The sequence below is a fragment of the Prevotella sp. KH2C16 genome (assembly GCF_900113305.1).
Classification (GTDB): domain Bacteria; phylum Bacteroidota; class Bacteroidia; order Bacteroidales; family Bacteroidaceae; genus Prevotella.
The window spans coordinates 14,351-34,357 of sequence record NZ_FOOW01000024.1; the positions used below are offsets into that span (position 1 = coordinate 14,351).

General features: G+C 57.6%; 23 protein-coding genes and 1 pseudogene. 13 read left to right on the plus strand and 11 right to left on the minus strand.

Annotated features, from left to right (window positions below; genetic code table 11):
* The first annotated feature begins 13 nt into the window (after positions 1-13).
* Together BM114_RS12065 and BM114_RS12070 are read left to right on the plus strand one after the other, a co-directional pair.
* Positions 14-223, plus strand: a complete 210-nt coding sequence (locus tag BM114_RS12065; protein WP_092113764.1) for a type II toxin-antitoxin system antitoxin — start codon at positions 14-16, stop codon at positions 221-223.
* A 10-nt stretch (positions 224-233) separates the two neighbouring features.
* Positions 234-662 (plus strand): hypothetical protein, encoded by a 429-nt coding sequence (locus BM114_RS12070; RefSeq protein ID WP_177207117.1) that lies wholly within the window; start codon positions 234-236, stop codon positions 660-662.
* A gap of 11 nt (positions 663-673) precedes the next feature.
* Here BM114_RS12070 and BM114_RS12075 read toward each other — a convergent pair whose 3' ends face one another.
* From BM114_RS12075 to rsmA, 7 genes are all read right to left on the minus strand, one after another.
* Positions 674-1,612, minus strand: a complete 939-nt coding sequence (locus BM114_RS12075; RefSeq protein WP_092113768.1) for a DMT family transporter — start codon at positions 1,610-1,612, stop codon at positions 674-676.
* 107 nt (positions 1,613-1,719) lie between these two features.
* The gene (locus BM114_RS12080) at positions 1,720-2,541 is read right to left on the minus strand and encodes a hypothetical protein (protein ID WP_092113770.1); all 822 of its coding nucleotides are present in this window, start codon (positions 2,539-2,541) and stop codon (positions 1,720-1,722) included.
* On the minus strand, positions 2,542-3,474 hold the full coding sequence (gene rsgA / locus BM114_RS12085) for a ribosome small subunit-dependent GTPase A (RefSeq protein ID WP_092113771.1): 933 nt from the start codon (positions 3,472-3,474) through the stop codon (positions 2,542-2,544).
* A gap of 55 nt (positions 3,475-3,529) precedes the next feature.
* The gene (gene frr / locus BM114_RS12090) at positions 3,530-4,090 is read right to left on the minus strand and encodes a ribosome recycling factor (RefSeq protein WP_092113773.1); all 561 of its coding nucleotides are present in this window, start codon (positions 4,088-4,090) and stop codon (positions 3,530-3,532) included.
* Between the two features lie 50 nt (positions 4,091-4,140).
* Positions 4,141-4,506, minus strand: a complete 366-nt coding sequence (locus tag BM114_RS12095; RefSeq protein WP_369808427.1) for a GAF domain-containing protein — start codon at positions 4,504-4,506, stop codon at positions 4,141-4,143.
* A 354-nt stretch (positions 4,507-4,860) separates the two neighbouring features.
* Positions 4,861-5,355 carry a hypothetical protein gene (locus tag BM114_RS12100; protein WP_092113777.1) on the minus strand — a complete coding sequence of 165 codons (495 nt, stop codon included), beginning with the start codon at positions 5,353-5,355 and terminating at the stop codon, positions 4,861-4,863.
* The gene (gene rsmA / locus BM114_RS12105) at positions 5,352-6,155 is read right to left on the minus strand and encodes a 16S rRNA (adenine(1518)-N(6)/adenine(1519)-N(6))-dimethyltransferase RsmA (RefSeq protein ID WP_092113779.1); all 804 of its coding nucleotides are present in this window, start codon (positions 6,153-6,155) and stop codon (positions 5,352-5,354) included. Before rsmA ends, BM114_RS12100 begins: the two co-directional genes overlap by 4 nt.
* 494 nt (positions 6,156-6,649) lie before the next feature.
* Between rsmA and BM114_RS12110 the strand changes: the two genes are divergently transcribed.
* The 7 genes from BM114_RS12110 (at position 6,650) to BM114_RS12135 (ending at position 12,564) form a co-directional block, all read left to right on the plus strand.
* A complete protein-coding gene (locus BM114_RS12110) occupies positions 6,650-7,684 on the plus strand; it encodes a lysylphosphatidylglycerol synthase transmembrane domain-containing protein (protein WP_092113780.1) in 1,035 nt (344 codons plus the stop codon).
* A 55-nt stretch (positions 7,685-7,739) separates the two neighbouring features.
* Positions 7,740-9,194: an aminoacyl-histidine dipeptidase gene (locus BM114_RS12115; RefSeq protein WP_092113782.1), complete on the plus strand. Its 1,455-nt coding sequence runs from the start codon at positions 7,740-7,742 to the stop codon at positions 9,192-9,194.
* Positions 9,195-9,603: 409 nt separating this feature from the next.
* Entirely contained in the window at positions 9,604-9,903 is a 300-nt protein-coding gene (locus tag BM114_RS12120) for a hypothetical protein (protein WP_092113784.1), read from the plus strand.
* 69 nt (positions 9,904-9,972) lie between these two features.
* Positions 9,973-10,485 (plus strand): DUF5675 family protein, encoded by a 513-nt coding sequence (locus BM114_RS12125; protein WP_143089331.1) that lies wholly within the window; start codon positions 9,973-9,975, stop codon positions 10,483-10,485.
* 245 nt (positions 10,486-10,730) lie between these two features.
* Complete coding sequence (locus tag BM114_RS12130) at positions 10,731-11,078, plus strand: hypothetical protein (RefSeq protein ID WP_143089332.1); 348 nt, start codon at positions 10,731-10,733, stop codon at positions 11,076-11,078.
* A gap of 22 nt (positions 11,079-11,100) precedes the next feature.
* Positions 11,101-11,271 carry a hypothetical protein gene (locus BM114_RS14470; RefSeq protein WP_177207118.1) on the plus strand — a complete coding sequence of 57 codons (171 nt, stop codon included), beginning with the start codon at positions 11,101-11,103 and terminating at the stop codon, positions 11,269-11,271.
* A gap of 378 nt (positions 11,272-11,649) precedes the next feature.
* Positions 11,650-12,564: a LysR family transcriptional regulator gene (locus BM114_RS12135; protein ID WP_092113789.1), complete on the plus strand. Its 915-nt coding sequence runs from the start codon at positions 11,650-11,652 to the stop codon at positions 12,562-12,564.
* Positions 12,565-12,657: 93 nt separating this feature from the next.
* On the opposite strand, the gene BM114_RS12140 is transcribed toward BM114_RS12135, so the two are convergent.
* The 4 genes from BM114_RS12140 to BM114_RS12150 all read right to left on the minus strand — a co-directional run bounded on the left by BM114_RS12140 (position 12,658) and on the right by BM114_RS12150 (position 16,036).
* Positions 12,658-14,349 (minus strand): putative transporter, encoded by a 1,692-nt coding sequence (locus BM114_RS12140; RefSeq protein WP_092113791.1) that lies wholly within the window; start codon positions 14,347-14,349, stop codon positions 12,658-12,660.
* Between the two features lie 12 nt (positions 14,350-14,361).
* On the minus strand, positions 14,362-14,916 hold the full coding sequence (locus tag BM114_RS12145) for a hypothetical protein (protein WP_092113792.1): 555 nt from the start codon (positions 14,914-14,916) through the stop codon (positions 14,362-14,364).
* Between the two features lie 224 nt (positions 14,917-15,140).
* Complete coding sequence (locus BM114_RS14475) at positions 15,141-15,239, minus strand: smalltalk protein (protein ID WP_177207119.1); 99 nt, start codon at positions 15,237-15,239, stop codon at positions 15,141-15,143.
* A gap of 299 nt (positions 15,240-15,538) precedes the next feature.
* Positions 15,539-16,036: an HU family DNA-binding protein gene (locus BM114_RS12150; protein ID WP_092113802.1), complete on the minus strand. Its 498-nt coding sequence runs from the start codon at positions 16,034-16,036 to the stop codon at positions 15,539-15,541.
* Positions 16,037-16,757: 721 nt separating this feature from the next.
* Here BM114_RS12150 and BM114_RS12155 point away from each other — a divergent pair.
* From BM114_RS12155 to BM114_RS12170, 4 genes and pseudogenes are all read left to right on the plus strand, one after another.
* Positions 16,758-17,675, plus strand: coding sequence for a peptidase associated/transthyretin-like domain-containing protein (locus BM114_RS12155; RefSeq protein ID WP_177207120.1), 918 nt, complete (start codon positions 16,758-16,760; stop codon positions 17,673-17,675).
* Positions 17,654-19,060: an outer membrane beta-barrel family protein gene (locus BM114_RS12160; protein ID WP_143089334.1), complete on the plus strand. Its 1,407-nt coding sequence runs from the start codon at positions 17,654-17,656 to the stop codon at positions 19,058-19,060. Before BM114_RS12155 ends, BM114_RS12160 begins: the two co-directional genes overlap by 22 nt.
* 3 nt (positions 19,061-19,063) lie before the next feature.
* The gene (locus BM114_RS12165; RefSeq protein ID WP_092113796.1) at positions 19,064-19,723 is read left to right on the plus strand and encodes a cysteine peptidase family C39 domain-containing protein; all 660 of its coding nucleotides are present in this window, start codon (positions 19,064-19,066) and stop codon (positions 19,721-19,723) included.
* Positions 19,724-19,780: 57 nt separating this feature from the next.
* Positions 19,781-20,007: pseudogene (locus BM114_RS12170) on the plus strand (DDE transposase); the annotation flags it as partial.

The window sequence follows — 20,007 nt, forward strand, 5'->3', positions numbered from 1 at the left end:
CTCATTTTTAGGCATGGCAAAGAAAGATACAACGACCAAGAGCTTCATCCTCCGCATAGACTCCGCGACGATGGACGCGATAGAGAAATGGGCCGCCGACGAGTTCCGCAGCACCAACGGACAGTTGCAGTGGATCATCTCCGAGGCGCTGCGCAGGAACCGCCGGCTGCCTAAACAGAGAAAGGAGAAGTCCGCCGGCGAGGAGGCCCCGGCGACAGATTAACCGACTGATGATGGAAGAATTCAGAGTTTACAGGACCTTCGAGGGCACTGTCTTCGAGGTGATAGCGGGGCTCATCAGCCTCGCCGCAATCGTCCTCTGCTGCGTTTTCTATGCGCGGCAGGGCGTTTTCTCCAGAGACTTGGCGCAGCCAATCGTCCTCGCGGCGGTCGCCGGGCTGCTGCTCTTCTGCGCCTACCATCCCTACTCGTCGTGGGTGAACCTGCCCACGACCCTGAAAACGGAGGCCAACGCCTATAAAAGCGCAAGACTGCTGCGGATACTGGCCGTGGAAATATCCCTTTTCAGCTTGGTTTACAGTCTGTTTCTGAACGGGTTTATCAAGCATACGGCAATGGCGGAAAGTGCCGTCGACGCCCTTGCCGCCGTCCTCATCGCGTCCACCTTGCTCGGTTTTATCGTCTTCGCAAGGAAATCCTGAGAAACCGGAAATCACAATTTATGATGATCGGGAATGCCGCCGCGGCTCTTTGCGGTCGCCGCGGCATTTTCCTTTGCCTTGCTCTTACCTTTTAAGATAATCAGGATGACCCCGCTCAGAATCAGCAGGATGCCGCAGGCCAGCCGCACGGAGAACGACTCGTGGAAGACCGCCACCCCGATGACCACGGCCGTTACCGGCTCCAGGGCACCCATGATGGCCGACGGCGTGCTGCCTATCAGGTGGATGCCGATGGTCATGAAGAAGAGCGAGAGCACCGTGGGGAGCAGTCCGAGCTGGAAGGCGAAGAGCCATTGCGCCGGCGTGTGCAGCAGCTGGAGCGTGTCGCCGGAGAGCCAGGTGTAGGCCACCACCGACAGGAGACAGAACACGATGACCCAGAAAGTGAACTTCAGGGGCGACATGTCGTTCTCCCACTGGTTGATCGAGACGATGTATATTGCATAGGAGAGCGACGAGGCCATCACCAGCGCGAACCCCGCCGTGCTCAGCCTGACGGCTCCGTCGCCCCTGTAGAGCAACGCCACGCCCGCCACGGCGAGGAGGATTGCCGCCGTGGTGGTCCATGTGGCACGCTCGTGGAAGAACATCGTCATCAGCACGGCGGTCATAATCGGATAGACGAAGAGCAGCGTCGACGCCACTCCCGCCGCCATATAGTGGAAGCTGAGGTAGAGGGTGATCGACGAGGAGGCGAAGACCGCGCCGAGGAATGAGAACTTCACGGCATGCCCCGGCCTGATGGCGAAGCGCTCGCCGCGCACCAGCATCACCACCGCGAATATCGCCAGGGCGATGGCGTAGCGATAGAACAGCACCGAGCCGGAATGGATGCCTCCGGCATACAGCGGCAGCGCACCCAGCGGGTTGGTGCCATAGCAGACGGCAGCCACGATGGCCGCCGCGAATCCCTTTACCTGATTGCTCATCTGAACACAATGTTTCTTTTTCAGGATGCAAAGTTACGAAAATCCCGGGATATGCCAACGCCGCGGCCCGGGATTTTTATCATCCGCACGGCAAGCGGCAAACGACCCTACCAAGAGGAAGAGTCGGAAGAGAACTCCCTGACGAGCCCGTCGCTCACCGAGTGTATCGAGGTCAGCCGGCCGTCGCCGTCGAAGGTGGTGCGAAACAGGTCGAAATGGCCGTCTGGATGGCTTATCTTGTAGGGAACATCCACCGGGAACTCCCCGAACCAGCCCTTCAGCAGAAACGGCAGCAGCCACCACTTGCCCCAGTCGCGGGCAAACAGCTCGGCCATGACGGCCTGCGACACCGGCTTTGCCTCGTCGTAGTCCACCCTCCGTTCCATCATCAGGCTGCCGTCGGGCGACTTCGCCTGGATAGCCGTCAGCCTCGCTCCCTGCCAGACATAATCCGTCTGTCCAGCCCTCACAAGGTGCCGGGCGGCATCATAGGCATAGCGGGTCGCGGCACCTTGGCCAATCGGCCTCCGGGCCACGATCAGTCCGTCGTGAAGGAGATACTCAAAGCGTCCCGACCGGCCCTCGCGCATGATGACGGAACTGTCGGTATAGACGAATCGCAGCTGCTCGTCGGGCAATCCCCGCTGGCTGTAGACGGCACGGGCAGGCCTGCCCGCCGCGTCGCAATAAAACTTCTGTGAGCATGTTTCTTCATGGAGGAGGGAGGCGAGGAAGCCCGAGGGGCGTTCGCCGACGGTGAGCCAGAGCGTAAGCCCCTGCATGTCCGTCGAGTCAGGGCGACGGGCGGAATCCGTACGGGCGGCATGTTGCGCCGCGTCGGGATTCCCCGTGGCCGGCGATTCGCCTTTTCCGCACGAACAAAAGGCCAGCGTGCTGAAGGCCGTGAGCCAGAGAGCCGCCCGCTTCATCTAAAAAGCCTCCCGGTATTTGTTCTCGTCCTTATCCTGCAACATGCTCAAATAAGACTGGTAGCGGCTCGCCGCGATCTCGTGGTTCTCCACCGCCCGGAGCACCGCGCACCCCGGCTCGTGGGTGTGGGAGCAGTTGGAGAAGCGGCAGTCCTTGGAGTAACGGAAGATTTCCCGGAAGTAACTGGTTATCTCCCCGGGCTCCATGTCGAAGCTGCCGAAGCCCTTGATGCCCGGCGTGTCTATCACATAGCCGCCCCCGGGCACATCCAGCATCTCGCTGAAGGTGGTGGTGTGCATGCCCGTGTCGTGCGCGTCGGAGATGTCCTGGGTCTTCAGCTGTGCCCCGGGAATGAGGAGGTTGATGAGCGTAGACTTCCCCACGCCGCTGTTGCCGCTGAGCACGGTGATCTGGCCAGCCAGCAGCGCCTGAATCTCCGGCAGCCCCGTGCCCAGCTTGGCAGACACCTGGAGGCAGCGGTAGCCCACCGTCTCGTAGAGCGCTGCCATCATCTGCTGATAGCGGAGCTCGTCGGGAGCGAGCAGGTCGGTCTTGTTGAAGACGAGAATCACCGGCACGCTGTAGGCCTCGGCGGAGGCCAGGAAGCGGTCGATGAAGGTGGTGGAGGTCTGCGGATGGCTCACCGTTACCACCAGCAGGGCCTGGTCTACATTGGCGGCGATGATGTGGCTCTGCTTCGAGAGGTTCTGCGACTTGCGTATGATGTAGTTGCGGCGGTCGGCAATGGCCGTGATGAACGCCGTGCCCTCTTGGTTTTCCTCGATTTCCACATGGTCGCCCACGGCCACGGGATTGGTCGACCGGATGCCCTTGAGCCGGAAGTTGCCCTTGATTTTGGACTCCACGATGCGTCCGCCGTCGGTTCTGACGGTGTACCAGCTTCCCGTATTCTTGATGACTAAGCCCTTCATAGACACAATATTCCCCGGCTCTGCCCCCGTGGGAGCAAGGCCGGGGAGCGGTGGCTTATACCGTCATGATCTCCTTCTGCTTGGCTTCGAGCAGCGTGTCTACCTTCTTGATAAACTTGTCGTGCAGCTTCTGCAGGTCGTTCTCGGCGTCTTTCTCCAGGTCTTCAGACAGCCCGTCCTTGATGGCCTTCTTCAGTTTGTCCTTGATTTCGCCGCGCACATTGCGCACCTCCACCTTGGTCTTCTCGCCGATCTTGTTGCATTGCTTCACCAGTTCCTGGCGACGCTCGCCCGTGGGCTGCGGCAGCGTCAGGCGAATCACTTCCCCGTTGTTCTCCGGGGTGATGCCGAGGTCGCTGTCCATGATGCCCTTCTCGATGTCGCGGATGGCCTTCTTGTCCCACGGGCGGATGGCGATGGTGCGGGCGTCGGGCACCGACACCGTGGCCACCTGGTTCAGCGGAACCATCGAGCCGTAGGAGTTCACCTTCACGCCGTCGAGCAGCGCCACATTGGCGCGCCCCGCACGGATGTGCGCCAGCGACTCTTCGAGATACATCGCCGCCATCTCCATGCGGTCTTCGGCCTCTTTCAATGTTGCTTTTACATCTAACATATCTTCGTAGTATTTGTTTATTCTCTGTCTACAAATTTAGGTATTATTTCTCAAAACGCCAACTCCGCGGACAAAATTTTTGAAATATTTTCGAGATAGAGCCTGTCCACCTCGTCGAAGGCGGCCAGCTCACGGCTGTCGACATCTATCTCCGCCACCACCTCGCCGCCGTCGCCGCGAATCGGGACGACGATTTCCGAGCGGCTCTCCGACGAGCAGGCGATGTGCCCGGGAAACTGATCCACATCGGCCACGACGAGGGTCTCGTTCCGTTCCCACGCCGTGCCGCACACGCCCTTGCCCCTGCGGATGGTCATGCAGGCCACGGGACCCTGGAAGGGGCCTAACTGCAGTTCGTCCCCGCGCACGAGGTAGAACCCCGCCCACCAGTAGGTTTCGGGAAAGGCAGCGTGCATCGCCGCCGACACATTCGACAGCGCGCCCACGAGATTCTTCTCTCCGGTCACCAGGCTCCTTACCTGGGCGCAGAGCAATCGGTATTTTTCTTCCTTCGTTTCCATATCATGGGCAAAAATAAGAAAAACTATTGAAAGGACAAAAGGATAGTGCAGTTTTCTATGCGGGCGGTCGTTTTTCCGACCGGAAACGCCCGTGCGGATTGTCGGAAGCCGCCTTCAGGTTGACAAAATCGGCGAAATCATGGGACAAAATCGGCGATTTTGTAGGACGATCTCGCCGATTTTGCCAGGCGGCCGACGGCCTTCGGGGTTTCAGGGGGCAGCAAGGCCGGCAAGGGGGAGCCGCCGGCACTATGGGCAGCACGAGGAATCTCGGCTCATCGTGGCTTCCGATGCCTCTACCACCCGTCCCCGGGCGTCGGTGCGCACATAGATATAAGCCGAGGCCCTGCAGCCCCTCGACCTGACAAGCTCATACCGGGAGTCGGGCAGCAGGGTGATGCGCCGCGTGCGGCGGATGCGGTCTTCCAGGAGCGATGCCTCCTGTCCGAACACGCCCATGCAGCTCACGGTGTAGTCGGGCGGGAGGGAATCCAGCCGGAGCAGGGGATGGGAGGCGTGGGCGTCGTCTTTCCGCTGGATAAGATAGCTGTCTTCCAGGGAGTCGCAGTTGGACAGATACAGGCCCAGTCCCACGGCATCCCAGCCGCTGCGGCTGACAAAGGCCTGCCGCTCGAGGTCGTATTCGAAGTGTCCGTCGTCGATGCAGGCCTTGTAGAAGATTTCCACCGGTAGGCCGACCAGCAGCACGATTGCTACGAGCAGGATGATGCGCTTCCACTTCATTGCGAAAGTCGTTTGAGTTCGGCGTCAATGATGTTGGTGAGGCCGACGAACTCCGCCACGGAGAGTTGTTCCGGGCGGCGCGTCATGCCGTCCTGCTGATAGAACTCGGGGGCGGGCTGCCGCCCGGCGAAGAGCTGCCGCAGCGACACCCGGAGCATCTTGCGGCGCTGGTTGAACGCCGTCTTCACCACCCGCTTGAAGAGCTTCTCGTCGCAGCCGAGGTCGGTAACGCCGTTGCGCGTCATGCGGATGACGGCGCTCTTCACCTTGGGCGGCGGGTTGAATACGCCCTCGTCGACGGTGAAGAGATATTCCACCTCATACCACGCCTGTATCAGCACGGAGAGGATGCCGTAGTCCCTGTTGCCCGGCGCGGAGGCCATGCGCAGGGCCACCTCGCGCTGTATCATGCCCGTGCAGCAGGGAATGAGGTTCTTGAAGTCGAGCATCTTGAAGAATATCTGCGAGCTGATGTCGTAGGGGTAGTTGCCCGTGAGCACGAAGGGACGGCCGTCGAACACCTCCGCCAGGTTCATCCGGAGGAAGTCGTCGCCGATGATGCGGTCGCGCAGGGTGGGGAAGTGCTCGTGCAGATAGCGGACGCTCTCGGCGTCGATCTCCACCGCCTTCACCTCCCGGGGCTTCTGCACGAGATACTGGGTGAGGACTCCCATGCCCGGGCCTATCTCCAGCACGGGGATGCCGGGGCACGCGTCTACGGTGTCGGCGATGCGCCGGGCTATGTCGAGGTCGGTCAGGAAGTGCTGGCCGAGGTTCTTCTTTGGCTTTACCTGTCTCATATTCGTTGCGGTTGATGCCGCAAAGATAAGCATAATAATCGAGAAAAAGAAAGTGGCGGGTTGACAAAATCAACCCGCCACGCTATTTAAGTTTAAAATCTTTTCCTGATAAAGATGGGATGGACTACCGTCCCATGTTTAAGTCGCCGTTGACACGAATGGCCTGTGCAATCATTACTGCTACGACGAAAAATGACATTAGTAATACCATAATCTTTCCTTTCTTTTAAAAATTGTTATCCTTTTTTCGAATGTGGAGCGATGAGCGATGCCCCGAAGGGCGTTGCGGCTTGCCGCCGCCGGTGTTTGCTCCGTTATCCATTAACTCTCTTTCTTTTCGTTTGCAAAGGTAATACACAATTTCTGTGTGCGCAAACAATTTGACCGTGAATCGCATTTTCCCGGCCTTTTGTTGACCCAAATCAACGAAGCGGATAAATTAAAGCCCCTTTTATTTTGTATTTCCGCCGAATTCCATTATTTTTGCAACGAAGATGGAAATATCGAAAAACATAGGCAACAATGTCCTGAAGATAGCTTTCTCGCTGCTGCTGGGGGGCGCGATTCTCTATTGGATGTATCGCGGGTTCGACTTCCGGCGGATGGAGCGGGTGCTCCTGCACGAGATGGACTGGACCTGGATGCTGCTCTCCTTCCCCTTCGGCATCCTCGCGCAGATGTTCCGCGGCTGGCGGTGGCGGCAGACCCTGGAGCCGCTGGGCGAGCATCCGCGTGCCCATGTGAGCCTGAACGCCGTCTTCCTGTCGTATGCGGCCAGCCTGATCGTGCCCCGCATCGGGGAGTTCACCCGCTGCGGCGTGCTGCGGCGATACGACGGGGTGTCGTTTTCCAAGGCCCTGGGCACGGTGGTTACCGAGCGCGCCATCGACTCGCTGCTGGTGATGCTCATCACGGTGGCGGTGTTCATCTTCCAGATCAGGGTGTTCAACAACTTCTTCGACCAGACGGGAACCTCGCTCGAGGGCATCGTGCGCGGCTTCTCCATGGCGGGATGGCTCGTTACGGGCATATGCGCGCTGGCCGCGGCGATACTCGTGGCCTACCTGATGCGCCGTCTCTCCTTATATAATAAGGTGAAAGCCACCCTCAACGGGATATGGCAGGGCATCCTCTCGGTGGGGAAAGTGCGCAACGCCCCGCTGTTCGTCGGCTTCACGCTGGCCATCTGGGGCAGCTACTTCCTGCACTATTACCTCACCTTCTTCTGCTTCGACGCCACCGCCGGCCTCGGCCTCTCGTGCGCCCTGGTAACCTTTATCGTGGGCTCGATAGCCGTCATCGTGCCGACGCCCAACGGCATGGGGCCCTGGCATTTCGCGGTGAAGACCATGCTCATCCTATACGGCGTGGCCGACACCGACGCCCTCTACTTCGTGCTCATCGTGCACTCGGTGCAGACGCTGCTCGTGGCCGTGCTCGGCATCTATGCCTGGACAGCCCTCTCCTTCACCCGGAGAAGGGAAAGCGTCGCCACCGCTGAAGATACGGAAAATCAAGATAGATATTAACCTGGGAAGAGGAAAGGGACAGACCCCTTGGCTCTTCCCATTAAAACAACAAGCTATGGACGAAATGAAAAATCTGAATCCTGCGTGCATCTGGAAGAACTTCCACGCACTGACACAAGTTCCACGGCCCTCGGGGCATCTGGAAAAAGTACAGCAGTTCCTGCTCGACTTCGCCAGGGAGGCGGGCGTAGAGGCCGTAAAGGACAGCGGCGGCAACATCATCATGCGGAAGCCCGCCACGCCGGGAATGGAGAACCGCAAGGCAGTTGTCCTCCAGGCGCACATGGACATGGTGCCCCAGAAGTCGCCCGAGAGCACGCACGACTTCGAGAAAGACCCCATTGAGACCTACATCGAGGACGGATGGGTGCACGCCAAGGGCACGACCCTCGGTGCCGACGACGGCCTCGGCGTAGCCGCGATCATGGCCGTGATGGAGGCCAAGGACCTGAAGCACGGACCCGTGGAGGGACTGATTACCCGCGACGAGGAGACCGGCATGTTCGGTGCCAACGACCTCCCGGCCGATGTGCTGCACGGCGACATCCTCATGAACCTTGACTCCGAGACCTGGGGTAAGTTCGTCATCGGCAGCGCGGGCGGCATCGACATCAACAGCGAGCTGGGATACCAGGAAGTGGCCAACGACCGCGAGGCCGCCCTGAAGGTTACCCTGAAGGGCCTGCGGGGAGGACACTCCGGGCTGGAGATCAACGAGGGTCGCGCCAACGCCAACAAGCAGATGGTGCGCTTCGTGCGCAAGGCTGTGGCGGAGCACGGTGCCCGTCTGGCCACCTGGCACGGCGGCAACATGCGCAATGCCATCCCGTTCAAGGCCGAGGTGGTGATTGCCCTGCCCCAGGGCGAGGTGGAGCCGGTGAAGAAGCTCGTGGCCGACTGCAAGGTGCTTCTCGAGGACGAGTTCAAGACCATCGAGAAGAACATCGAGTTCTTCGCCGAAGAGGTGGCAAAGCCCGCCACGCTCGTCCCCGTTGAGATTCAGGACAACCTCATCGACGCCATCTATGCCTGCCACGACGGCGTGGTGCGCCAGATTCCCGTTTACCCGGAGGTAGTGGAAACCTCGTCTAACCTCGCCATCATCGACATCGAAGGCGGCAAGGCAGCCTTCAAGATCCTGGCCCGCTCAAGCCGTGAGGACATGAAGGAATACATCGTCGAGACCATTGCGAGCTGCCTCAACATGGCCGGGATGAAGACCGTTACCAGCGGAAGCTACGGCGGCTGGGACCCGAATCCCGACAGCGAGATCCTCAACCTGCTGAAGAAAATCTACAAGGAGCAGAACGGCACGGAGGGCATCGTGCAGGTAGACCACGCCGGACTGGAGTGCTCCATCATCCTCGGGAAGTATCCCGGCATGGATGTCGTGAGCCTCGGCCCCACCATCCGGAGCCCCCACACCACCACGGAGCGCTGCGAAATCGCGTCCGTAGAGCCTTTCTGGAACCTGCTCAAGCAGGCTCTTGAGGAGATTCCGGCAAAGTAAGCCGACACAGAATATTCCATAAGCTCCTCTCCCGGTCTGCCGGGGGAGGAGCTTTTCTTTGCTGACATATTCGGAGGAATTGGGTTCAAATCGGCTACTAAAAGCCGCGGGCCTTTCACGATTCGGCCCTTAGGGATGCCCGCGGAGAGCGGATGCCTCTGGGCGAGCCGCCTTCTATCCTCCTTTCGGTTACCTTTTGCCGACATCTTTTTCTTAGTCTTCCCAAAGGGGAGAGGGCTTCCTCCTCCCTGCGGGCTCTTTTTTTTACCACACCCTCTGCTCTGGCCACAACCATGGCAGAGGATGGAGGCGGGGCGTATCTTTGCCACAGGAAAACGGGAAGCCGGCTCCCGGGACCTGCTTGCAATTGAGAGTGTTTTTTAAAATAATCATGTTAAGACAACGAAGTATGGAAAAGATTCAGATTACCCGAGAGATGCTTGCCCGCGCGGCGTTTGCCGCAGCCGTGGCCGAGGCCGTGGTGGGCGACGCGGGCATGCGTGTGGTGAAGCACGAGCTCGACCGCCTGCCGACGGAGGAGGTGGTCATGGTGTGGGCGGGAGTGCACCGCCTGCTCGCCTCTGGCCTCTGGCCGGAGGCTCCAAGTTATGCCCGCCATGTGCGCCGCACGGCCTGGTTCATCGCCGCCCTCGTCAGGCTCATGCCCTGGCCGGCCCATAAGGAACTGAGAAAGATACTGGAAAAATAAAAACCGCCCTTCCCCCGGCCTCCCTCCTTGCGGGGAAGAGCCGGGGAGGGCACTAAAAAGAATGAAGTTATGGAACTATTATTGACACGAACCCATTTCATGGCCGACAAGACATTCGGCCGGCTCTATCTGTTGAACGACGCCTCCACACGCCTCTCCCACAAGGAGGGAGTATCACCCCTTGCAGGGGAATCGGCGGAAAGGCACTTCCTCTGCGACACCCTCGAGCCCACGCGTCGCGACCTCGCCGGCGGAGCGCATAAGGTGGCCGGGCGCACCGCCATTCCCGAAGGCCGCTATCCTCTCGTGATAGCCCGGAGCCGAAGGTTCAGACGGTGGCTCCCCACGCTGGTCGGCGTGCCCGGCTTCAAGGGCATCCTCATCCACACCGGCAACACCGAGCTCGACACGCGGGGCTGCATCCTCGTGGGCACCGCGAGCGCAGGCTCCTGCCTCGTGTTCTCCTGTGAGGCCTTCCGCCGCCTGATGCGGCTCCTTGAGGGCGCGGGGGAATCCATGTGGATCACCGTCAGCTCGCCCTCGCTCGAGGGAGAGTCAGCTCCTCTTTTGGGGAAAGGGTAGGGGAGAGAGGCGTTATTCCTCCATCTTTCTCTCCTTCAGAAGAGGCATCTGTCTTTTTGTAAAAGGCCGTTAGAAGGATCGTAAAAGGCCGTTAGAAGCCGCGCTTTTAGCCGTTAGGAGCCGTGCTTTCAGCGGCCTTTTACTTTCTTCCTGTTTTTTCCCAAGATGGCTTTCCGTGGCATTTTGTATGTTTCTTTTGCATTTTGTTTGGTAATTTGAAAAACATTGCTTACCTTTGCCACACTTTGACCATAAGGGAAGCAGATACATTGTTCTATGTGGAGCCGACGGAGACCATAGACGGCACAGCCCTTACCACCTACGGACTCAGGGACGGCAAGTTCCGCAAGTATACGCGGGCCGGCATCCTTTCCTATAACAAGGCCTTCATGGCGCTGCCCGCAAGCTGGCAGGTTTCAGCCAAGACGGCATTCCTCTTCTCCGACGGCGGCGAGGCCACGGGCATCGCCCTGCCTCAGACGGAGGAGCAGGGCCGGGATGACGCCCCTTACTACAACCTCGACGGCGTGCGCGTGGAGCATCCGCAGAAGGGCGTGTATATCCGCAACGGAAAGAAAGTTGTCATCAAGTAATCAGTATATAAATATAAAAGAAATGAAAAAGACTTATAGCGCGCCGACGGCAGAGGTCGTAGACGCAAAGACCGACGAGATCATGCAGGGTTTTCAGATTCCTGTCTCCGGCGGCACCACTCCCGAGGAGTCGGACGCCAAGCCTGGGCTCGCGGACGACGAGCCGTCGGAGCATTCAATCTGGGATGACTGACCCATCCAATCCTTGCCGGCCGCGGCCGGCAAGGCGGAGCTTTTCTGAGGATTGCGGCATGTTTCCCCTTTGCGGGGGAATGTGCCGCAATCTTTTTTTTGTGTCTTTCCCATGACAGGGGTGTCTGTCTGCGTGGGGCGGAAGGCAACTTCATGGAAAGTGGATATTGCAGGGATAGCAGGCTACTCATACCTTTGCAACCGTTCTTGACGATCAGCCTCCTGGCGGCCTGCAACCTGCGGAATCACGCCCCGGTGAGGCTGCGGCTTGACGGAGGCATGCGGAACCTGGCCGATTCCTGCCGAAAAGGGAAATATATGCGGCGAGTAGTCGTGAAATCCGATAATTATGATTATCTTTGCGGTAAATATCTGAACTATGGAAATAAGGCAACTCAAATACTTTTTGAGCGTGGCCGAGGCCTTGAATTTCTCGGCTGCCGGACGGAAGCTCTTCATCACCCAAAGCACTCTCTCGCAGCAGATAGGCCGGCTGGAGCAGGAGATAGGGCTGCCGCTCTTTGAGCGCAACAGCCATGAGGTGAGGCTCACCGAGGCGGGCAGGGCGCTGCTGCCCCATGCCCGGAAGGTGATCAATGCCGCCGACTCCTGCAAGAATCACATCGACGACCTGAAGCAACTGTTGACGGGCGAACTGAACATCGGCGTTACCTATTCATTCAGCACCATCATGTCGGAGACGCTCATCGACTTCATGAAGGAGTATCCCGGCGTGAAGCTCAACATCTGTTATGACACCATGGAGGAACTGCTGCGGATGCTGAAGCGTCATGAACTCGACTTCGTGCTTGCCTTCCGTCCCATCAAGGCCGACAAGGAACTGGAGAGCCGCCTTATCTTCAGCAACCGGCTGGCAGCCATCGTCAGAGACGGCCACCCGCTGGCGGAGAAGCGTTCGGTCAGGCTTGCCGACCTTGGGCGATACGGTCTGGTGCTTCCTGCCCGGGGGCTTCAGGCCCGCTGTGCGTTCGACTGTCTGGCGGGGGGGAGCGGACTGGAGTTCAGGGTAAAGGTGGAGGTCAACACGGTGAGCATCATCTTCAAGCTGCTCCGGCGCACCAGTTGCATCAGCGTGCTGGCAGAGTCGACCGTGCTCTATGAGACCGATCTGAAGGCCGTCCCCATTGCCGAGGCCACCGCCATGGACGGCTGTATACATCTGCTTCGGGGGGCTTATTTCAAGAAGTCGGCACAGGAGTTCGTGAGGATGCTGAGTCAGTCAACGGCACTCATGAGATTTTCGCTGAGCGGGCTCGCGGGACGCAATGGTTAGGTTTTCGTGTCGTGAGGAGAAGCAAATGGCCCTGCACGCAAATCTGCGTGCAGGGCCATTTGTCGTTTCGGGCGGAGCCTCCCGCCGCTTCTCCTAACCTCCACAGCAGGAGATTACGATGAGCTGTGCGGTGAAGATCCGGAGGAACATGCTCAGGGGATAGACCGTGGAGTAGCCGATGGCCGGAGCCTCCTTGGAGCAGCAGGAGTTGGCGAAGGCCAGTGCGGGCGGGTCGGTATAGGTGCCGGCAATCATGCCTGCCAGCGTGAAGTAGTTGAGGTGGAACTTCAGGCGAGCCAGGCAGCCTACGATCAGGATGGGAATCACGGTGATGAGGAAGCCGCAGCCTACATACTTCAGGCCGTCGCCGGCCGTTATGGTGTCCCAGAACCCCGCTCCTGCCTTGATGCCCACCGAGGCCAGGAAGAGTGCCAGCCCCACTTCACGCAGCATCATGTTGGCCGAGCTGGATACATAGGTTACCAGTCTCATGCGATGGCCGAACCTGCCGATGAGGATGGCGATGATGAGCGGGCCGCCCGCGATGCCGAGTTTCAGCGGGACAGGCATGCCCGGGATGTGGAACGGGATGCTTCCGAAAAGAATGCCCACGATGATGCCGATGAAGATGGTGGCGATGTTGGGAGCGTCCAGCCGCCTGACGGAGTTCCCCATCATGTCGGCCACTCGCTCTACATTGTCGGCATGACCCACCACCATGATGACATCACCTACATGGAAGTGATGGTTCTTGCCGGCAAAGAGGTCCATGCCCTGCCGTGTAATGCGGGTAACATTCACGCCGTAGAGGCTCGACAGGCGCAGCTTGACGAGGGTCTTGCCGTTTATCCTCGGGTTGGTTATGAGGATTCGGCGCGAAATCATCGGCTGGTCGGGTTGCTCGTCGTCTTTCCATTCCACGCTTGTCTCGGGGCCGATGAATGCCCTCACGGCCTCGGCGTCGGCCTCGGCACACACGATGAGTGCCTCGTCGCCGAGGTTCAGCAGGGTGTCCTTGTTGGGAATGAGCAGCAGGCCGTCGTGGTGGATGCGCGTGCACACGAAGTCGCGATTTATCATTGCCGAAACCTTCTGCAGCTTGTGTCCTACGATCGACGCATTGGTAACTTTCAGGGTCATCAGGTGTGGCTTCTCGTGAGCATTCTGCTCCTCGTCGCCCTCAAGCATGGCTTCCTCTTCTTGGAGGCGCGTGCGGGTGATGATCCTGATGAGGATGGTTGTCCCGATGATGCCCAGTACGCCCAAGGGATAAGCACAGGCATAGCCGCTGGCTATCTGGGGGGCGTTGTCCGCCACGGCGTTCAGGGCCTCGTCGGCAGCGCCGAGTCCCGGGGTGTTGGTAACGGCGCCGTAGAGCGTGCCTATCATCATGGGCAGGTTGTCTGCGTTACCGGTATCGAAGAAGAGGTAATAGCATCCGAACATCACGGCGATGTTCAGCAGGATGATGGCCGTGGAGAGCAGGTTGAGTGTTACGCCGCCCTTGCGGAAGCTCTCGAAGAAGCCGGGACCCACCTGCAGGCCGATGCAGAACACGAAGAGTATCAGGCCGAAGTCTTGCATGAAAGACAGGATGGGCACGGGTGCCGTGAAGTGTGCGTGCCCGGCGATGATGCCGGCAAAGAGCACGAAGGTTACGCCTAGTGAGATTCCGCCTACCTTCAGCTTGCCCAGTAGCACGCCGGCGGCTATGACGAGTGCGTAGAGTAGGGCGATGTGGGCGATGCTGTCTTGATTGGTAAAGAGATTGAAAAGCCAGTCCATAGTCGTCTTTGTCTATTGTTTGATGCGTTTTTCAATTTCTACCATGATCTGTTTTGCCGTGTCGAGCCCATATCTGTAGATATGTTCATACAGCTCAGGTTGGATGACGCCCGTCGACTCGTCCACGAAGACCATCGTCTCGTCGAGACAGTTGATTTTCAGATTCTTGACATCGGCATTGCTGGTGATGAGGATGATGTCGATGGCATCTCCGTCCAGTCCCTTTCCGAAGTCGGAGGATTTGTCGCCCAGGGTCTTCATTCGTGCGGCTATGATTTCGTCGTATCTCACCATGATGTGCCCCTGCTTGGTCATGTAGCCCAGGGTCTGTCTCTCGTCGTCGAAGGCTACGACAAAGGTTTTGCCGGGACCGCACACGAAGGCGGTAGGCAGAAATCCTTCTTCTGGGCGCAGCTTTAGCGTAGCCGGTGTTTCGTCGCCCGTGCCCTCGGTCTTTCTGTTGGTTCCTTCCGCCTTTGTCTTGAACTGCCGTATCTGGTCAGACTTGCATACCAGTACTGCGGCCAGAGCGATGACGGCTAAAATGGAAATGGTTACTATTGACATAATCCTGTTTTTTTTAATATTAGTAATAAGTGAATAGATTTATACAAAGATAGTCCTCTTTTTCTTCCGGGATTCACTTTAGCTATGGATTCTGCGTCTTGCGGCTATCTGCTTTTTCTATCATAGGCATTGTCGCTTCCGATGAGGGGGATAGGAAAAGGCAGGCAGGTCTCCCCGTGTGAGAGGGGAGCCTGCCTGTCGGTGTTCTTTTGTCTCATGGCTGTTTAGAGAGCCATGCAGGAAGTAACGCCCAGCGTGGTGGCGATGGCCGTGAGTACGCTAATCAGCATTTGAATCAACAGTTTCCAGGTTTCTTTTTTCATAGTGAATTAAGGAGTTAAGGAGTTAAGGAGTTAAGGAGTTAAGGAGTTAAGGAGTAAAACCTCTCCCCGGTCATTACCTCCCTCGCCTGTCCCTCGCCTATCCCTCGCCTGTCCGTCGCACCGGCTGCGCCGACAGCGACTACTCGGTCGATGACCGATGGTTCTCCCAAGGCGAGGGGGGCTCTCCCCTTGGGGAGAGTTAGAGAGAGGTTAGAATAAAAGCCAGTAGCTTCCTTTCCCCCCTCCCCTTGGGGGAGGGTTGGGGAGAGGTTAGGGGGCTGGCCGGTGAGAGGTTCGGGTTATGCTCCGGGCTGCTTGTTGTCTCCCTCTGCCGGAGCGGCGGGCTTGGAGGTGTCCACCGTGTTCTTCGGAGCCTCACGGCAGGTGATGCCGTCAAGCATGTTGCGCACCACGATGTGCCTTGTGTGCCCCTTCTCGTTCACGCCGTTGGGCAGCGAGTGGCTGGCGGGCAGGAAGTTCACGCGGTAGCCGGCCACATTCTTGGCGGCGTTGAAGTCGGCTGCGGTGGCAGCGGGCTTGGTGGTGATGCCCACCTTGAACTGTCCGAAGCCGTCGAGCTTCACGATGTTGGAACTCTGGAGTTCGTCCTTCATCACCTCCACCATTTCGGTGAGCACGGCGAGCACATCGCTCTTCTTCATCGAGCAGTTGCGCTGGATGCGCTCTGCCACGGTGTCGAGGCCTACGATGTTCTGGTGAACTGCCTTCGCATACCACTTGCCCGGATAGAGCGAGTTGCTGCGGTTGTCCTGATAAAGTCTGTACAAGATTGCCATAGTTGTTTGTGTGTTTTTAAGGTTACGGAGAATGCGCTCCGCTCGCATGGCTGCTTTTATCGATTGCAAAGGTAGTACATCGGGCTCCGGATTCCAAAAGTAAACAACCCGTTTTGCCGCCTTTAGGGGCGGCTATAATTGTTAAGAAAGATTAATGAGGTAAGGGAGTAAAGGAGTAAAGGAGTAAGGGGAGTAACACCTCTCCCCATCCCTCCCCCAAGGGGAGGGAGAGTTCTCGTCCCTTCGGGGAGGGTCAGGGAGAGGTGTTCCCCCTCTGCAGGAGGGGGTTAGGGGGAGGCCGTAGGGGTAGGTAGAGGCCCTAAAGTAAAAGGCCACCTTTTACTTTCCTTTTAGCCACCTTTTACTTTCCTTTTAGCGGCTAAAAGGCGAGCTTTTAACGGCCTTTTACTTTCCCGGTCGGCGACCTCGCTCCTTGGGTGAGGGAATATCCCCTTGGCGGGGGCTGTCCTCTCCTTCAGCGGGCGGGCAGGGAGGCTTCCCTGCGCTCTTGCCTCCCCATGCCCTGTCCACACAGTCCCCGGCGGGAAGACAAGGCATCGTCCCCCGTGTTAAAATATGATAATTATTTGTGCGGAGAATGACAACGAATATGGGAAACACTTATTTTTGTAAAAAAAAAAGAACAAGGGGCGCGATGCCGTGGATGTTTGGGCTATCGATGGATGGGCACCTCTCTGACAGGCAAATGAACATGAAAGGCATGAAACCAAGGTTTTTATTCGTGATGGGGATGCTTCTCTCCCTGTCCGTCCCGCTTCTCGGGCAGGAGGTGAGCGGCGTCGTGTGCGACGCTGAGGGACAGGCGCCGTTGCCTTACGCCAACATAGCCTACTATTCATTACCCGATACCGCCTTTGTCAAGGGCGGGAAGACATCGGAGGACGGCAGCTTTTCCCTGGGAGGAGTCTCCGCGCCCGGCATCCTGAAGATAAGCTATCTCGGCTACAAGGGGGTCTCCGTGCCCGTAGATTCGGCGGGCAGCCTGGGCAGGATAGCCCTCCGGGCAGAGGTGCAGGAACTGAAGGGGGTTACGGTAACGGCCGACATGATAAACTACAACGCCCGTGGCTTCACGGCCAACATCGTGAATACGCCCTTGTCGAAGGCGGGGATGCTGAACGATGTCCTGCGCCAGCTGCCCTTCCTCTCCGAAGACGGAGGCCGGATTAGTATATTCGGCAAGGGGGAGCCCCTCTACTATGTGGACAACAGGCGGGTGAGGAACGCGGAGGAGCTCAAGCAGCTCACCTCCTCCGGCATCAGCAAGATAGAGGTGGTGATGAATCCCGGAGCCGAGTATCCGGCCAATACGGAGGCCGTGATCCGCGTTTCCACCATCCGGAAGCCGGGAGAGGGCTGGAGCGGCACGATGATCGGGCAGCTCGGCTTCAAGCGCCGCGTGAGCTACAGAGACTATGCGCACCTGAACTATAGGAAGAACAACCTCGACATCTTCGGCGACCTGTCTTATGACAGGCCTCAGGAAAAAGGTTACTATAACAGCATCCTGAGCTATGGCAATCGCACGGTGGAGCGCTACTCCGCGGGGAGCAGCGCTACGACCAGTGGCTGGGCGGCCTCGGGTTCAACTACATCTTGCCCCGCAACCGGCGGATAGGGGCGGAGTACACCTACATGCTCCACCCCGTGCAGACGATGAGCCGCTTCTCGACGGACATGGTTGCTACGGCAGGCCAGGTGCAGACGATGCGCCAGAGCTGGAGCGATGTGAACCGCATGCGGCAGAACTATCACCAGCTCGACGCCTATTACCGGCATGAGATGCCCGGGCGCAAGTTTCTGCAGGCCGACTTCAGCTTCACCCATTTCAACGGGCTGTACGGCACCGGCCATGACTTCGATGTCTCGCAGGGCGCGCCCTCCCGGTTGACCGAGGACAACCACTTCAACTCGTGGCTCTACGCGGGCAAGGTGGTGTATGGATTTCCGCTGTGGAAGTCCGACACCCAGGTAGGCGCCGAGGTCTCCCATACCAAGATAGGGCGTGAGAACACCGTGGGCGGGAATATGCAGACGGAGATGAGCTCGAGTGCCTATTCTACGGGGCAGAACAGTTACGCGGCCTTCATGGACTGCTTCTTCAAGCTGAAGGACTTCTCCTTCAACGCGGGCCTGCGCCTGGAGCATGTCAACCTGAACTATTACGGGAAGAACGGATACGACGACGGGGCGAGCTCGGACTACACCCGGCTCTATCCTACCCTCACCATGGGCTATCACAAGGGTCGGTTCAATACATCGCTGTCTTATGCCTACAGCGTTACGCAGCCGTCTTACAACCAGCTGAGCAACAGCACCGCCTTCGTGTCCAGCTATGTCTACAGCGTAGGCAACCCCACGCTGAAGGGCTCCTTCATCCATAAGCTCACTTATCTGGCGTCGTGGAACAGGCTGCGCCTCATCGCCACTTACCGCAACATCCGCAACCGGATCATCTCGGTGTATGAGCCCTCGCAGACGGCCGACTCCGTGCTGCTGCTCCGCATGGTCAACCTGCGCAGATACCAGAGCCTGGCCGTGGGCGTCTCCTATGACTGCAACATCGGCCGCTGGAAGCCGTCGTGGGAGCTGAACTACAGCCAGCAGTTCCTGTCCTATGACGGCATAGACTATCACAAGCCCCTGTTCTCGCTGAAGTGGAAGAACATGCTCACCCTGCCGAAGGACTTCACGCTCTTCCTGAACCTCTCCTACAGCACGCTGTCGGGCGACAATCTCTATGTGCGCCACCAGCAGTTCCTGGCAGACTTCAACCTGTCGAAGTCGTTCTGCAAGGGGCATTGGCAGGTAACCCTCTCCGGCACCGACCTGTTCAACACAAGCTCTGACAAGACCCGGATGAGGCTCCGCCAGGTGTCGGAACTCGGCTACGGCAACAATGGCATCCGGGGACAGCTGTTCAGGGTGGCCTATAACTTCAACACCGTGCGCAGCAACTACAAGGGGTCGGGTGCCGGCAGCGAAGAGAGGTCAAGGCTGTAGGCAATGGGAAGACTGAGATTCACTCGTCAGCTCGATGCTATGGATTGTGGTCCGGCTTGTCTGAAAATGATAGTCGGTTATTATGGTTGTGAGTATTCCTTGGAGTATTTGAGAAAGATAACTGCTGTGGGCAGAAATGGTGTGTCTATGCTTGGCCTCAAAAAAGCTGCAGAGCTTATTGGTATGAAAGTACAAGTGATGAGGATAACGCCCCAGCTTTTCTCAAAGGGTGAATTCTTCCCATGCATAGTTTATTGGGATCAAAAGCACTTTATTGTCGTATATAAATGTGATAATAAAAGAATCTATGTTGCAGACCCAGGCTTAGGGCGATTGTCATATACATGGTCAGAGTTTAATGAACATTGGTTAAATGGAATCGATCGAGGTGGAAATCCTTCAGGTATAGTGATGTCCTTAAGACCGACAGAACATTTTGGAAAAAGCAATATAGAAGTTACGCCAAATAGAAATAATCTTCGTTTTCTCTGGACCTATCTCAAACAGCAAAGAGTGGCTTTCGTTAAATTACTATTTGCTCTTTTTATTGCGAGTGCTATCCAATTATTATTTCCTTTTTTGACCCAAGCTATAGTTGATAAGGGTATCAATGGGAAAAATCGGCACAGTTGCAAATATCCGTGGCATAATTTTGTAGTATAGGCCGATATTTTCTTGTTTGATGCTTAAAAGTTCATGAGATGCATTAACTTTGCACCCATGAGTAAGCAAACAGCATTTGATTACAAGATTCTGGCCAGTTACCTTCTTCCCAAAGGTATACTTGAGTTCTTTGACGTGACAGACGTTCGTGAAGACCACACAGGCATTATTGAAGAGACTAGTGATGAGCGTGTCCTTCTCCATATCTATCTTGACGAGAATGACGCTCGTGAAGAAGAGTGGCATGACCTTAAGCCTAATGGTTTCACAGAAAGCCGTCAGGT